The 14,353-nt window shown below is 61.7% G+C and carries 15 protein-coding genes; 8 read left to right on the forward strand and 7 right to left on the reverse strand.

The features are described from left to right. From MOV63_RS18440 to MOV63_RS18450, 3 genes are all read left to right on the forward strand, one after another. A partial coding sequence (locus MOV63_RS18440; RefSeq protein WP_258719236.1) for a DNA translocase FtsK occupies positions 1-1,634 on the forward strand: 1,634 nt, incomplete at its 5' end. Positions 1,635-1,708: 74 nt separating this feature from the next. Beyond that, positions 1,709-2,365 carry an outer membrane lipoprotein carrier protein LolA gene (locus MOV63_RS18445; protein WP_247035523.1) on the forward strand — a complete coding sequence of 219 codons (657 nt, stop codon included), beginning with the start codon at positions 1,709-1,711 and terminating at the stop codon, positions 2,363-2,365. 111 nt (positions 2,366-2,476) lie between these two features. Continuing rightward, complete coding sequence (locus tag MOV63_RS18450; RefSeq protein WP_038546720.1) at positions 2,477-3,280, forward strand: exodeoxyribonuclease III; 804 nt, start codon at positions 2,477-2,479, stop codon at positions 3,278-3,280. 174 nt (positions 3,281-3,454) lie between these two features. Here the strand turns inward: MOV63_RS18450 and MOV63_RS18455 are convergent, their stop codons facing one another. Together MOV63_RS18455 and MOV63_RS18460 are read right to left on the reverse strand one after the other, a co-directional pair. Continuing rightward, complete coding sequence (locus MOV63_RS18455; RefSeq protein WP_247035524.1) at positions 3,455-3,910, reverse strand: cyclic nucleotide-binding domain-containing protein; 456 nt, start codon at positions 3,908-3,910, stop codon at positions 3,455-3,457. Between the two features lie 9 nt (positions 3,911-3,919). Further along, positions 3,920-4,603: a response regulator transcription factor gene (locus tag MOV63_RS18460; protein WP_046637381.1), complete on the reverse strand. Its 684-nt coding sequence runs from the start codon at positions 4,601-4,603 to the stop codon at positions 3,920-3,922. A 213-nt stretch (positions 4,604-4,816) separates the two neighbouring features. Here MOV63_RS18460 and MOV63_RS18465 point away from each other — a divergent pair, with 213 nt between their 5' ends. Continuing rightward, positions 4,817-5,368: a L,D-transpeptidase gene (locus tag MOV63_RS18465; protein ID WP_247035525.1), complete on the forward strand. Its 552-nt coding sequence runs from the start codon at positions 4,817-4,819 to the stop codon at positions 5,366-5,368. 63 nt (positions 5,369-5,431) lie between these two features. Here MOV63_RS18465 and leuC read toward each other — a convergent pair whose 3' ends face one another. Then, the gene (gene leuC / locus MOV63_RS18470) at positions 5,432-6,841 is read right to left on the reverse strand and encodes a 3-isopropylmalate dehydratase large subunit (protein WP_247035527.1); all 1,410 of its coding nucleotides are present in this window, start codon (positions 6,839-6,841) and stop codon (positions 5,432-5,434) included. A gap of 322 nt (positions 6,842-7,163) precedes the next feature. Here leuC and ppk2 point away from each other — a divergent pair, with 322 nt between their 5' ends. Next, positions 7,164-8,078, forward strand: a complete 915-nt coding sequence (gene ppk2 / locus MOV63_RS18475) for a polyphosphate kinase 2 (RefSeq protein WP_247035528.1) — start codon at positions 7,164-7,166, stop codon at positions 8,076-8,078. An 89-nt stretch (positions 8,079-8,167) separates the two neighbouring features. On the opposite strand, the gene MOV63_RS18480 is transcribed toward ppk2, so the two are convergent. Both MOV63_RS18480 and MOV63_RS18485 read right to left on the reverse strand, forming a co-directional pair. Continuing rightward, entirely contained in the window at positions 8,168-8,986 is an 819-nt protein-coding gene (locus MOV63_RS18480) for an amino acid ABC transporter permease (protein ID WP_247035530.1), read from the reverse strand. Positions 8,987-8,990: 4 nt separating this feature from the next. Beyond that, entirely contained in the window at positions 8,991-9,788 is a 798-nt protein-coding gene (locus MOV63_RS18485) for a transporter substrate-binding domain-containing protein (protein ID WP_247035533.1), read from the reverse strand. A gap of 186 nt (positions 9,789-9,974) precedes the next feature. On the opposite strand from MOV63_RS18485, the gene MOV63_RS18490 reads away from it, so the two are divergent. Together MOV63_RS18490 and MOV63_RS18495 are read left to right on the forward strand one after the other, a co-directional pair. Beyond that, a complete protein-coding gene (locus tag MOV63_RS18490; protein ID WP_247035535.1) occupies positions 9,975-11,255 on the forward strand; it encodes an MFS transporter in 1,281 nt (426 codons plus the stop codon). A 123-nt stretch (positions 11,256-11,378) separates the two neighbouring features. Then, complete coding sequence (locus MOV63_RS18495) at positions 11,379-11,891, forward strand: nuclear transport factor 2 family protein (protein ID WP_247035537.1); 513 nt, start codon at positions 11,379-11,381, stop codon at positions 11,889-11,891. 65 nt (positions 11,892-11,956) lie between these two features. On the opposite strand, the gene rplS is transcribed toward MOV63_RS18495, so the two are convergent. Next, positions 11,957-12,511: a 50S ribosomal protein L19 gene (gene rplS, locus MOV63_RS18500; protein ID WP_038594211.1), complete on the reverse strand. Its 555-nt coding sequence runs from the start codon at positions 12,509-12,511 to the stop codon at positions 11,957-11,959. 264 nt (positions 12,512-12,775) lie between these two features. On the opposite strand from rplS, the gene MOV63_RS18505 reads away from it, so the two are divergent. Further along, positions 12,776-13,522 (forward strand): sulfite exporter TauE/SafE family protein, encoded by a 747-nt coding sequence (locus tag MOV63_RS18505; protein ID WP_247035540.1) that lies wholly within the window; start codon positions 12,776-12,778, stop codon positions 13,520-13,522. A gap of 144 nt (positions 13,523-13,666) precedes the next feature. Here MOV63_RS18505 and trmD read toward each other — a convergent pair whose 3' ends face one another. Then, positions 13,667-14,353: a tRNA (guanosine(37)-N1)-methyltransferase TrmD gene (gene trmD / locus MOV63_RS18510; RefSeq protein ID WP_247035542.1), complete on the reverse strand. Its 687-nt coding sequence runs from the start codon at positions 14,351-14,353 to the stop codon at positions 13,667-13,669.

A 14,353-nucleotide genomic window follows, 5' to 3' on the forward strand; every position in this document is an offset into this window, starting at 1 on the left:
ATCTGACCGTCAATGGCGTCCGCGTCCAGCAGCGCGTCGCGCCCTCGGCCACGCCGCCGAGACCGAGCGCTCGTGTCGCCCGCGAGGCCCAAGGCTCGTTCATCGCGCCTGACGGGTTCCAGCTTCCATCCGTGCACCTCCTTAGCGAACCGAAGGCCGTTGCCCGCGACGCCTCGCTGTCCGCCGACGCGTTGGAACAGAATGCCCGATTGCTCGAAGGCGTTCTCGAAGATTTCGGCGTCAAGGGCGAGATCATCCATGTCCGCCCCGGCCCGGTCGTCACGCTTTACGAACTCGAGCCTGCACCGGGCATCAAGTCGTCGCGCGTCATCGGCCTTGCGGACGATATTGCCCGTTCAATGAGCGCGATCGCCGCCCGCGTCGCCGTCGTTCCCGGCCGCAACGCGATCGGTATCGAACTGCCGAACCGCACCCGCGAGACGGTCTACCTGCGCGAAATGATCGGCAGCAAGGATTTCGAAAACAGCAAGGCGAAGCTCGCCATGGCGCTCGGCAAGACGATCGGCGGCGAGCCCGTCGTCGCCGACCTCGCCAAGATGCCGCACCTGCTCGTCGCCGGCACTACCGGTTCGGGTAAATCGGTTGCCATCAACACCATGATCCTGTCGCTTCTCTATCGCTATACGCCGGAGAAGTGCCGCCTGATCATGATCGACCCCAAGATGCTCGAACTCTCCGTCTATGACGGTATTCCGCACCTCCTGTCGCCCGTCGTCACAGACCCGAAGAAGGCCGTCGTCGCGCTCAAGTGGACCGTCCGCGAGATGGAAGAGCGTTACAAGAAGATGTCGAAGATCGGTGTGCGCAACATCGACGGCTTCAACAGCCGCGTCGAGCAGGCGATGGAAAAGGGCGAGGTGCTGACCCGCACCGTGCAGACCGGTTTCGACCGCCATACCGGTGAGGCCATGTACGAGACGGAAGAATTCGATCTCGCACCGATCCCCTATATCGTCGTGATCATCGACGAAATGGCCGACCTGATGATGGTCGCCGGCAAGGATATCGAAGGCGCCGTGCAGCGCCTGGCGCAGATGGCGCGTGCCGCCGGCATCCATGTGATCATGGCGACGCAGCGCCCTTCGGTCGACGTCATCACCGGCACGATCAAGGCAAACTTCCCGACCCGCATTTCCTTCCAGGTCACCTCGAAGATCGACAGCCGCACCATTTTGGGCGAGCAGGGCGCCGAGCAGTTGCTCGGCATGGGCGACATGCTCTACATGGCCGGTGGCGGCCGCATCCAGCGCGTCCACGGGCCCTTCGTCTCCGATACGGAAGTCGAAGACATCGTCGCCTACTTGAAAACTCAAGGGCACCCCCAATATCTCGATGCGATCACGGCCGATGACGACGAGGACGGCGACGGTTCCGGCCCGGCCGGCATGTCCAACCTCGCGGAGTCGGACGATCCCTATGATCAAGCGGTGGCGATCGTGCTGCGGGACGGCAAGGCGTCGACGTCCTATGTCCAGCGCCGTCTCGGCATCGGCTACAACCGTGCCGCCTCGCTCATCGAGCGGATGGAGCAGGAAGGGCTGATCGGGCCGGCCAACCATGCCGGCAAACGCGAAATCCTGGTGCCGACAGAAGGCGACATCCTCGAACGGTAAGGCTTTCGTGATCGCCACGGGCCGGCCATCAAGCCGCCGCCTTTGGTGCGGAGGAATAACGAAAGGAGACTAAAATGAAGAACGAAAAGACCATCCTTTCAAACATCAATTCCAGCGCGCTCGGCCGCCGGCAGTTTTCGCTGGGGCTTGCGGGCCTGGCAGCGGCTGCCTTTGCGCCGAACGTCGGCTTCGCCCAGAGCGCCGGCAGTGCTGCGGCTCAGAAAATCGCCGACCACTTCTCGTCGGTCAAAACCATGATGGGCGAATTCGTGCAGTTCGGCCCGCGCGGCGAGCAGACCGGCGGCAAATTTTTTATCGAGCGTCCCGGCAAGCTGCGCTTCAACTTCGAGGATCCGTCGCCGATCCGCGTCATCGCCGACGGCAAGAACGTTGTCATCGGCAATATGAAGCTCAAGACCTGGGATATCTATCCGCTTTCCAAGACGCCGCTCAGCCTGCTTTTGGCGAGCCGTATCGACCTTGGCAACCAGATGGTCCGCGACGTCAAGGAAGAGTCCGATCTGACCACCATCGTACTCGGCAACAAGACCGTCTTCGGCGATTCGACCATTACCATGATGTTCGATTCCAAGACCTACGACCTGCGCCAATGGACGATCACCGACGCCCAGAACAAGGATACGTCGGTGATGATCTACAACGTCCAGAACGGCGTGAACCTGGACGAAAAGGTCTTCACCATCCCCTATGAGGACGTCCGCAAGGGCTGACCTCGGCAGGGCCTGAACTGAATAAGGGGCTGCGCTTCATTGCGCGGCCCTTTTCGCTTCTCAGGGGTCGCAAAATTTCCTAAAGCTCGCGGGCGAAGCCCGAGGGATATCATGACATTTTCGATCACGACCTGGAATATCAACTCCGTGCGGCTGCGCATGCCGATCGTCCAGCAGTTCCTCGTCCGCTACAAGCCGGACATTCTCTGCCTGCAGGAAATCAAGTGCCAGGAGCCGGAGTTTCCGCTGCAGCCGCTGAAGGACCTCGGTTACCAGCACATCATCATCCACGGCCAGAAGGGTTATCACGGCGTTGCCATAGCCTCGAAGGTGCCGCTCCTTGAAGACCATCGTCAGAACTACTGCAATGTCGGCGATGCCCGGCACATCTCGGCGATCTTCGAGCGCGGCTCGCGGCGGATCCGCCTGCATAATTTCTATGTGCCCGCCGGCGGCGACGAGCCGGACCGGACGATCAACCCGAAATTCGGCCACAAGCTCGATTTCGTCGAGGAGATGAAGGCATTGAAGGCGGATGCCATGCCCGGCATCTCGTCGATCCTCGTCGGCGATCTCAACATCGCGCCGCTGGAGCACGACGTCTGGTCACACAAGCAACTCCTGAAGATCGTCAGCCACACGCCTGTCGAGACCGAGGGCATGAAGGAGATCATCGCGAAGGGCGGCTGGCTCGACCTGATGCGCCAGCACACACCGGAGCCGGAGAAGATCTATACGTGGTGGAGCTACCGCGCCAAGGACTGGGAAGCGGCAAACAAGGGCCGCCGGCTCGACCATATCTGGTCCTCGCCCGACCTCGGGCCGTTCCTCGACCGCATCGACGTGCTCAAGGAAGCCCGAGGCTGGAACCAGCCTTCGGACCACGTGCCGGTGACGGCGGTGTTCAAGTTCTGACGCAAACGTCGCAGGTTGCATCTGGATCCTCGGGTCGAGCCCGAGGATGACGAAAACAGAGGGCGTGCCGTGCTGTCAGTTCCGCCTGATGAGCATCAAGGTCGTCATCCTCGGGCTCGACCCGAGGATCCAGACACGAGGCTCGACGATCGAGGGCAAAGCTTCTTCGGAGCCTCAGGCAAACCGATCCTGCATCGCCGCCGCCGCCTTGGCGAGGCTGGCGATATTGTCGCGGATGCGGCTTTCGATCACCCGGCCGACCTGCGGATATTCCTCCAGCAGGCGGTGGAACAGCGAGCGGCTGATCTTCAGGGCCTCGGAGTCCTCGATCGCCACGGCGGTGAACTTGCGCTCCACCATGGTCACGAGCGCCAGCTCCGACAGAAGGGTGCCGGGACCGACCGTCGCTTCCACCTTCATCTCGCCACTGCGGTCCGCCATCAGCAGTTCGAAGCGACCCCTTGCGACGATGAAGGCCGATTCCGCCGGGGATTTCTCCCGAAACAGCTGCTGGCCGGTCGTCACCTGCCGCCGCTCGGCACCGAAGGCGACGAGGCGCAGCTGGTCGTCGTTCATGTCCCGGAACAGCGGGACCTGCGAAAGCAGGCGGATATCTTCGGTCAGCGACATGAGGGGCCTTTACGGTACGATCTTGTAGCCGCCGTTTTCGGTGACCAGGATTTCGGCGCTCGACGGATCGCGCTCGATCTTCTGACGAAGACGGTAGACATGAGTTTCCAGCGTATGCGTAGTGACGCCGGAATTATAGCCCCAGACTTCCTCCAGCAGCACGTCGCGGGTCACCACCTTTTGGCCGGCCCGATAGAGGTAGCGGATGATCGCCGCTTCCTTTTCGGTCAGGCGGATCTTCTTGCCGTCCTCGGTGGTCAGCAGCTTCTGGCTCGGCTTGAAGAGATACGGGCCGACCGTGAAGGTGGCGTCCTCGCTCTGCTCGTACTGGCGAAGCTGGGCACGGATGCGGGCGAGCAGCACGGCGAAGCGGAAGGGCTTCGTCACATAGTCGTTGGCGCCGGCTTCGAGGCCGAGAATGGTGTCGGAATCGGTGTCGTGGCCGGTCAGCATGATGATCGGCGCCTTGAAGCCGTTCTTGCGCAGCAGTTTCACCGCCTCGCGGCCGTCCATGTCCGGCAGGCCGACGTCCATGATCAGCAGGTCGATCTGGGCATTCTTGGCGGTCTGCAGCGCCTTGGCCGCATTCGCCTCCTGGAGGATTGCGAACTCGTCATAGAACGACAACTGCTCGACGAGCGTCTCGCGCAGATCATCGTCGTCGTCCACCAGGAGTATCGTGCGCGCTGCCATGCGTTCTTGCCTTTCGTCTCGCCGTTGCGTCCAGACTGCTGTTGCAGCCAATCGAAGCGCATTTAGGGCTCCTCGATCTAAATCCCTACAGCATCGACCCAAAAATCGGAATCGATTTTCGGAAAGTACGATGTTTCGATTCAATATGCGCAGCGCTTTAGTGTGCTATGAATTCAAACGAAATCATATTCAAAGCAAAACCTTGTGAGAGAAATGCAGCGTTTTCGCGGGGGAAATCACAAAAAGACTGCCGTCGTCACCGTTCGGACCGCGCCGCGCGACCGGCGTCGGGCGATCGTCTCCTTCGGCGGTATCACCGTGCCGGCGGCGCTCGGGCGATCCGGCACCTCTCCCTTCAAGCGGGAAGGGGATGGTGCAACGCCGATCGCGCCGATGCGCCTCCTCAAGGGCTATGTCCGTGGGGACCGCGTGACGCTGCCCCCGACGCCGCTTTCGATCGCGCGCATCGATAAAGACCTGCTGTGGTGCGACCAGCCGGAGCACCCGTCGTACAATCGCCCGGTGAGGGCACCCTTCGGGCCTAGTCATGAAGGGATGATGCGAGCCGACGGGCTCTACGATATCTGCCTCGTGCTCGACTGGAACGTCACCTCGCGAGCTCGCAACCGCGGGTCGGCGATCTTCTTCCACCTGATCAAGCCCGGCTACCAGCCGACCGCCGGCTGCATCGCCGTCAGCCTTCCCGACATGAAACGGCTCATCCGCTTCATACGCAAGGGGACGGTGGTGAGGGTGCTTGGCTGAGGCCTGCAACGAAAATGCCCGGCGCTGAGGGCCGGGCATCTCAAAATCAAAGCTGGAAAACGCTCATTTCCACTTGCGGATGTCGACGAAGTGGCCGGCGATCGCGGCTGCGGCGGCCATGGCCGGCGAGACGAGATGCGTGCGGCCCTTATAACCCTGGCGGCCCTCGAAATTGCGGTTCGAGGTGGAAGCGCAGCGCTCGCCCGGCTTCAGGCGGTCGTCGTTCATCGCCAGGCACATCGAACAGCCGGGCTCGCGCCATTCGAAACCGGCATCCTTGAAGATCTTGTCGAGACCTTCTGCTTCCGCCTGTTCCTTGACGATGCCCGAGCCCGGGACGACCATGGCGGACACGGTCGATGCGACGGCGCGGCCTTCGACCACCTTGGCTGCAGCACGCAGGTCTTCGATGCGGCCGTTGGTGCAGGAGCCGATGAAGACGCGGTCGATGGCGATATCGGTGATCTTGGTGCCGGGCTTCAGGCCCATATAGTCCAGAGCGCGCCATTTCGAGGTGCGCTTGGTTTCGTCCTGGATATCGTCCGGGTTCGGAACGGAGCCTTCGACCGAGATCACGTCTTCCGGTGAGGAGCCCCAGGAGACGATCGGCGGCAGGTTGGCGGCGTCGAGCACGACCACCTTGTCGAAATGCGCGCCTTCGTCCGTCTGCAGCGTCTTCCAGTAGTCGAGCGCCATGTCCCAGGCCTTGCCCTTCGGCGCGCGGGGCTTGTCCTTGATGTATTCGAAGGTCTTTTCGTCCGGCGCGATCAGGCCGGCGCGGGCGCCGCCTTCGATCGTCATGTTGCAGACCGTCATGCGGCCTTCCATGGAGAGCGCGCGGATCGCCTCACCGGCGAACTCGATGACATGGCCGGTGCCGCCGGCCGTGCCGATCTCGCCGATGATGGCAAGGATGATGTCCTTGGCGGTGACGCCCGGCGGCAGCTGGCCGTCGACGCGCACCAGCATGTTCTTCGCCTTCTTCTGCACCAGCGTCTGGGTGGCGAGCACGTGCTCGACCTCAGACGTGCCGATGCCGTGCGCCAGCGCGCCGAAGGCGCCGTGGGTCGACGTGTGGCTGTCGCCGCAGACGATGGTCATGCCCGGCAGGGTAAAACCCTGCTCCGGGCCGACGATGTGGACGATGCCCTGGCGAACGTCTTTTTCCGAATAATATTCGACGCCGAAGTCACGGGCGTTCTGGGCAAGCGCCTCCACCTGGATGCGGCTTTCCTCATTCTTGATGCCTTCGTGGCGATCGGCGGTAGTCGGCACGTTGTGGTCGACGACGGCGAGCGTCTTTTCCGGAGCGCGGACCTTGCGGCCGGCGATGCGCAGGCCTTCGAATGCCTGCGGCGACGTCACTTCGTGAACGAGGTGACGGTCGATGTAGAGAAGACAGGTGTGGTTCTCATCCTCGGAAACGACGTGGTCGTCCCAGATCTTGTCATAAAGGGTGCGAGGTGCGCTCATGGCTGCTGTCCGTATAGCTGACTGAAACAGGAAATGGGTATCCGGCAGCTCAGGGCTGCCTCAAGCTGAGGAAGGTCAGCTAAGTCGGTCGCAAAGCGCCCCGGATACCCGCGCGAAAAAGCGTGCCGGCAGACGCTTGTGGTCTTGCAGCACGACGATGTGGTTCGCGAGGCATCCGAATTTCGATCCCATGGCGGCTGGAATACCAGTTTCCGAAGAAATCGGCAATCGAATTGCGTTGCGGGAAATCTGTCGCATCTCTGTCATAAAGCTTTCGCGGAAACGTGGTTGATCTCAGTTTCCATAACGGAGGAATGCCAAGATGTCCGAACCCATGCAAGACCAGCTCAGCCGCATCAAGGAAGAGATCGCCGACAGCTTCGATGAAGAGCTGGAAATGCAGATGGAAGAGGACCGGCTCGACGAGCTGGTCGCCGAGGGCATGTCCGAGCCCGCCGAGGCGACGATCGACCGCCGGATCTATTTCCGCGAACTGTTCTGCCTCCAGCACGAACTCGTCCGCCTGCAGGACTGGGTGCAGTACAAGAAGCTGAAGATGGTGGTGCTGTTCGAAGGCCGCGACTCGGCCGGCAAGGGCGGCGCCATCAAGCGCGTCACCCAGCGCCTCAATCCGCGCGTCTGCCGCACCGTCGCCCTGCCGGCCCCGACCGAGCGCGAGCGCAGCCAGTGGTATTTCCAGCGCTACGTGCCGCATCTGCCGACCGCCGGCGAAATGGTGCTGTTCGATCGCTCCTGGTACAACCGTGCCGGCGTCGAGCGCGTCATGGGCTTCTGCACCAAGGACGAACTGGAAGAGTTCTTCCGCTCGGTGCCGGAATTCGAACGCATGCTGGTCCGCTCCGGCATCATCCTTGTCAAGTACTGGTTCTCGATTACCGACGAGGAGCAGGAATTCCGCTTCAAGATGCGCATCCACGATCCGCTGAAGCAGTGGAAGCTGTCGCCGATGGACCTCGAAAGCCGCGTCCATTGGGAAGAATATACCAAGGCCAAGGAAGAGATGCTCCAGCGCACCCACATTCCGGAAGCGCCGTGGTGGGTCGTGCAGGCCGTCGACAAGAAGAAGGCGCGGCTCAACATGATCTCCCATCTTCTCGCCCAGGTGCCTTACGAGACCGTGCCGAAGGAGCAGATCGACCTGCCGGGCCGCGTCCGAAACGACGATTACATCCGCCATCCGGTGCCGGCGGACATGTACGTCCCGGAAGTGTACTGAACAGAACTGCTGCGCCCTGCCGTCGTTGACGCTGCGGGGCGCTCGGCAGAGCCTGAAACGGCGAGGCGGCCTTCGGGCCGCCTTTTGCGTTAGCGCTCCGTCCTCCTCCGCAAACGTCCTTCGATGCCGCGCAGGGCCAGCGACAGGCCGATCGTCAGCAGCAGGTAGATATAGGTGACGATCGAATAGGTCTCGAAGAAGCGGAAGGAGCCGGCCGCATAGACCTTGGCCATCTGGGTGACGTCGGCGACGCCGAGGACCGAGACGAGCGAACTATCCTTCACCATCGAGACGAAGTCGTTGGAAAGCGGCGGCAGGATCACCCGCATCGCCTGGGGGAAGACGATCAGCCGGAAACGCTGCCAGCGACTGAGGCCCAGCGCCTTCGCCGCCTCGATCTGGCCGATGTCGACGGCTTGGAACCCGGCGCGAAAGATTTCGGCGATGAAGGCTGCATAACCGATCGTCAGGGCGATGATCGCCCGCCACAAGAGCGAGACGTCGCGCACCAGAAGCGCCTGGACCCAGCCGCGCTCGATCAGCGGCGACAGCGCCCAATTGTAGAGCGTCACGAAGGCCGGTGCGCCGACGAAGGCGATGTAGAAGAGCAGGACGAGGATCGGGATGCCGCGGATGAGCTCGATATAGAAACGCGCCGCCTGCCTCAGCACGACATTGCCGGAAAGCCCTGCAAGCGCGATGCCGAGCCCCAGCAGCGTCGCCAGGAGAAAAGCTGCCAGCGTCACGCCGACCGTGATGCCGATGCCGCTGGCAACGACATTGAAGACCTGGGAATAAAGATCGTTGAGGGCGATGACCGCCGCCAGGCCAAGGCAAAGTATCGCGAAGGCGACCAGCCACCAGGGGAAATCCTGCGGCTGGGACGTTCTGCGACGCGAAGGCGCCATGCCTTTACTGGCCCATCTTGTAATCGAGGAACCACTTCTTGTTCAGCGCATCGAGCGTGCCGTCAGCCTTCAGCGCGGCGATCGCCGCGTTGACCGGCGAGACAAGATCAGATCCCTTCTTGAAGATGAAGCCGAAATCCTCGGTTCCGAGCGGCTCTCCTATCAGCTTTAAAGAACTGCCGGAGGCCTTGACGTAACCGTCGCCGGCGGTGCTGTCGGTCAGCACCAGATCGACATCTCCCGCCTTCAGCGCCTGCACGGTCGCACCGAAGGTTTCGAACAGCTTGATCCGCGGGTTCTGCTCGTTGCCGTCGAGGATTTCGTAGACCGCCGTGTAGAACGGGCTCGTTCCCGGCTGGGCGCCGATCAGGCCGGTCGTCAGGGCGCCAAAACTCTTGGCGTCGGCGAAGCGTTTTTCATCGCCGCGTACCAGCATCAGCTGTTGCGAGCGCATATAGGGATCGGAGAAGTCGACCTTCTGTTTACGATCATCCTTGATGGTGATGCCGGTCATGCCGATGTCGTATTGCCCGTCGGAAACGGCCTGGATCATCGCGTCCCAGCTGGTGTTCTGGTATTCGAGCTTGACGTTCAGCCGCCTGGCGATCTCGTTCATCGCATCATATTCCCAGCCGATTGCCCTGCCGCTTTTCGGATCGACGAATTGCAGCGGCGGATAGGCGTTTTCCGTCACCACCACGACGGTTCGGCCGCCGAGATCGGGAAGATCGATGGCAAGGCTCGGGGAGGGGGCAAGAAAGAGTGCGGCAAGGCCGGCAATAATGGTGCGGCGGAAAGGCATCAGGACACTCCCGTAAAATGAGAACCGCATTCGACTCTCACGAAACCGGCTCAGATGACAAGCGGCGAAATCGGGTGCGGGGCATCAACTTTCCCGTGCTCCGGAACAAAGCGGCGCATGCGGCCTTTACGAGGCAGCGAAGGTTCCAGTGCGTTCAAGAGCATCAAGCCGCGGGAGGATATGTCTATGGTTTCCGAACAGCAACTGATCTCCAAGATCACCTGGCGGCTGATGCCGTTTCTCGGGGTTCTTTATCTCATCGCCTATATCGACCGCCAGAATGTCAGCTTCGCCAAGCTCGACATGGTATCCGCACTTGGCATGAGCGAATATGCCTACGGGCTCGGCGCGTCCCTGTTCTTCATCGGCTATTTCCTCTTCGAAGTGCCGAGCAACCTGCTTCTCACGCGGTTCGGCGCCAGCCGCTGGTTCGCCCGCATCATGATCTCCTGGGGCATCGTCACCATCGCGCTCGCCTACACCCAAAACGCTACGATGTTCTACATCCTGCGTTTCCTGCTCGGTGTGTGCGAAGCCGGGTTCTTTCCGGGCGTCCTCTATCTTCTGACCCTCTGGTTCCCGGAGGATTATCGCGGGCGCATGGTCGGGCTGTTCATGATCTTCAGCGCTCTTGCCAATGCGGTCGGCGCTCCGCTCGGCGGCACGCTGCTCGATCTCGACGGGCTTCTCGGTCTTGCCGGCTGGGAATGGGTTTTCCTTGCGACCGGGGTGCCGGCCGTCATCGCTGGCATCGTCACGCTCTTTTATCTCGACGATACGCCGGAAAAGGCGAAGTTCCTGAACGACGAGGAAAAGAAGTGGCTGCATGATCGGCTTGCCCGGGAGAAATCGGGTATGGACGAGCATTCCGACAACGGCTTCAAAGCGCTCCTGAACCCTCGGGTTCTCGTCATGGCGCTGTGCTATATCGGGTTTCCGCTCGCCGCCTATGGCCTGAGCTATTGGCTGCCGACCATCGTCAAGGGTTTTGGCGTTTCAAACACCGCCAATGGTTTTATCAATATCATTCCGTGGGTGATCGTCGCCGTCGCGCTCTGGGCGGTACCGGCAGCCGCTGACAAGGTGGCCAGGAAGACGCCCTATATCGTCATTCCGGCCTTCGTCGGGGCAATCAGCCTTGCCCTGTCGGCGATCTTCGCCAATCCGACGCTGCAGTTCGTCTTCCTCTGCGTTGCTGCCGCGGGCATCTTCGCCGGGCAGCCGGTATTCTGGAGCCTGCCGTCGCGCTTCCTGAAAGGTGCGGGTGCTGCGGCCGGCATCGCGGCCATCAACTCCGTCGGCAATCTCGGTGGCTTCATCGCGCAGAACGTGGTGCCCTGGATCAAGGATCAGACCGGCAGCAATATCCTGCCGATGTTCTTCCTGGCGGTCTGCCTTGCCGTCGCCGGTGTCCTCGTCATCATCGTGGGGCGAATGTTGGCGGCGAGACAGGCGATCTCCGTCTGACCGGACATTACTGCCATTGGTTCCCTCCGCGGAACCAATGGCGGCAAAACTGCCTGCTTCCGCCTCATCGGCGTTTCTCCTATGTCTTTTGGCACGCCAGATCAAAACGCTTGGAGAATGTCGATGATACGAATCTTTAAACATGCCGCTCTGGGTTTGGCTCTGTTCGGGGCCGCGATGGGCACGCTTATCGCGCCCTCGCTGGCACAGGAGCCGGTGCTGGCCGCCCCGGACAAAGACGCGCTTTTCACCAGCACGGACCCCAAGCTGCATGCAAACAAGCAGGTTGTCTACGGCATCGTCCGTGACCTGCTGGAAGCCAATCAGTGGGACAAGGCCGATCCGTATCTCACGGAACGTTACATCCAGCACAACCCGAATGCCGCGTCAGGACGCGAGGGGGTGGTACGCTATTTCATCGACGTCCTGAAGCGGAAGCCGAGCCCCATTCCGACCAAGATAAAAACGCCGGTCGCCTTTGTCACAGCGGAAGGCGATCTGGTGACCGTGGGGACGGTGCGCGAAATGAAAGATCCTCGCGATCCTTCGAAGAGCTATACCAGCACCTGGTACGACACATGGCGCATCGTCAACGGCAAGGCCGACGAACACTGGGATTCGGCCGTCAGGAATTAGAACCTGTATCGCGCAACAAAAAAGGCGGCTCGAAGGCCGCCTTTTCCGTATTCGATATGAAAAGCTTATTCGGCAGTCGCTTCAGCAGCCTTGGCGGCTTCTGCGGCTTCAGCAGCTTCTGCTGCGGCCTTTGCTTCAGCGGCTTCCGCTGCTGCCTTTTCGGCGGCGAGAGCCTGGGCTGCTGCAACCTTCTCGGCTTCGATACGTGCCTTCTCTTCGGCAACGGCCTGACGCTCGGCGTCGTTCAACTTCCGGGCGCGAACGCCGGTGTCTTCAACGATACGAGCCGACTTGCCGCGACGATCGCGCAGGTAATAGAGCTTGGCGCGACGGACCTTACCGCGGCGAACGATTTCGACGCTCTCGACCATCGGCGAGTAGACCGGGAATACGCGCTCGACGCCTTCGCCGTAGGAGATCTTGCGAACGGTGAAGCTTTCGTTGATGCCGCCGCCGGAACGGGCGATGCAGACGCCTTCATAAGCCTGTACGCGGGTACGGGTGCCTTCCGTGACCTTCACGTTGACGCGGACGGTGTCGCCAGCGGAAAATTCCGGAAGCGTGCGCTTGGCTGCAATCTTGGCGGCCTGTTCGGCTTCCAATTCCTGGATGATATTCATCGTCTCAAACCTTTGGTTCTTCTGAAACAGCCAGAGCGCTCGGATATATCCCTTTGGTCAAAGCCTCGGGGATTTGCCTTTTCGGCAGAGCGGATTCACCATTCTTTGTTGCTGGTCGACGGGATATTTCCCATTTCCGGCTGGGCCAATACACCAAAGACATGGGTTTGTCATCCCGTTGATTGCGATTTTATGACGAAAAAGCCCGCTATTGCCGGGTTTCGCCGAAGCGGCTATCTGATGGCCAGGGATGAGGAAACATCAATGACAATCACAATGATAGCCCTGCTCGCCGCGGCGGGCTTCCTGTCCGGCGCGGTCAATGCGATCGCCGGCGGCGGAACCTTTCTGACCTTCGGGGCGATGACGCTTGCCGGAGTTCCGCCGATCCTGGCCAATGCGACGTCCTCGATCGTCCAGTTTCCGGGCTACGTTACTTCGACGATCGCCTATTGGGACGAGATTTCCAGCCGCTGGCGCAGCGCGCTGGTGCTTGCGCTGGTTTCGGTGGTCGGCGCCGTTGCCGGCGCCTTCCTGCTGCTGTCGCTCGACAATCCGTCCTTCCGCGCGCTGGTGCCCTGGCTGCTGGCGGCTGCGACCGCTGTGTTTGCGGCAGGTCCCTGGCTCAAGCCAAGAGCATCCGCGGAGCGCCCAGCGGGTTCGCCCGGTTCCGTCATCGCCCAGTTTCTGACAGCTATCTATGGCGGGTTCTTCGGCGCCGGCATGGGCATCATGATGCTCGCCGTGCTCGGCGTCACCACCGGCGGCAGCTATCACCATCTCAACGCACTCAAGAACATGCTGGCGATCCTGATCGCGGCCGTCGCCATCGTCGTCTTCGTCGGCGGCGGCGTCATTGCCTGGCCGGAGGCGCTGGTGATGATCCCCGCCGGTGCGCTTGGCGGTTATGCCGGGGTGTGGATGGCGCGGCGGGTGCCGCAGGCAGTGCTGCGCTGGTGCGTGGTGGCCGTCGGAGTGGGGCTGACGATCTATTATTTCGTGACGGGGTGAGCGGCCGCCCCCTCACCCGGCCTCCGCTCCGCTCGGCCACCCTCTCCCCAAGGGGAGAGGAGGGAATAGCGAAGTGGCGGCACCAATATCTTCTCCCCTCGGGGAGAAGGTGCCCGAAGGGCGGATGAGGGGGCGCTCTTCGGCTTATAACAAATCCGGCCGCCGCTCCGCCGTCAGCTTCTTTGCTTCTTCCAGCCGCCATTTTTCGATCGCCGCATGATTGCCGGAGGTCAGCACGGCCGGGATCTCGCGGCCTTCGAACACCTGCGGCCTGGTATATTGCGGGTGTTCGAGCAGCCCGTTCTCGAAGCTTTCATGGGTGCCGGACAGCGCATTGCCCATCACGCCCGGCAGGATGCGCACCACCGCGTCGAGCAGCGTCAGCGCCGCCGGCTCGCCGCCGGAGAGAACGTAGTCGCCGATCGACACCTCTTCGAGATCGCGGGCATCGATCACCCGCTGGTCGACGCCTTCGAACCGGCCGCAGATGATCACCACGCCATCGCCGGCTGCAAGCTCGCGTACCCTCTCCTGCGTCAGTGGTTTTCCGCGCGGGCTCATCAGCAGGCGCGGGCGCACCGGAGCCAAATCGCCATTTTCAGAGATGCTGTCGATCGCCTTGGCCAGAATATCCGGCTTCAGCACCATGCCGGCGCCGCCGCCGGCCGGCGTGTCGTCGACGGTGCGGTGCCGGTCCTCGGCAAAATCGCGGATCTGCACTGTGTCGAGCGACCATTGTCCGCGCTCCAGCGCCTTGCCGGCGAGCGAAAAGGCCAGATGACCCGGAAACATTTCCGGATAGAGCGTCAGAATGGTGGCGCGAAACGTCAT

Origin of the sequence: Neorhizobium sp. SHOUNA12A (assembly GCF_023006505.1) — a bacterium.
In the GTDB taxonomy this organism is placed as follows: domain Bacteria; phylum Pseudomonadota; class Alphaproteobacteria; order Rhizobiales; family Rhizobiaceae; genus Neorhizobium.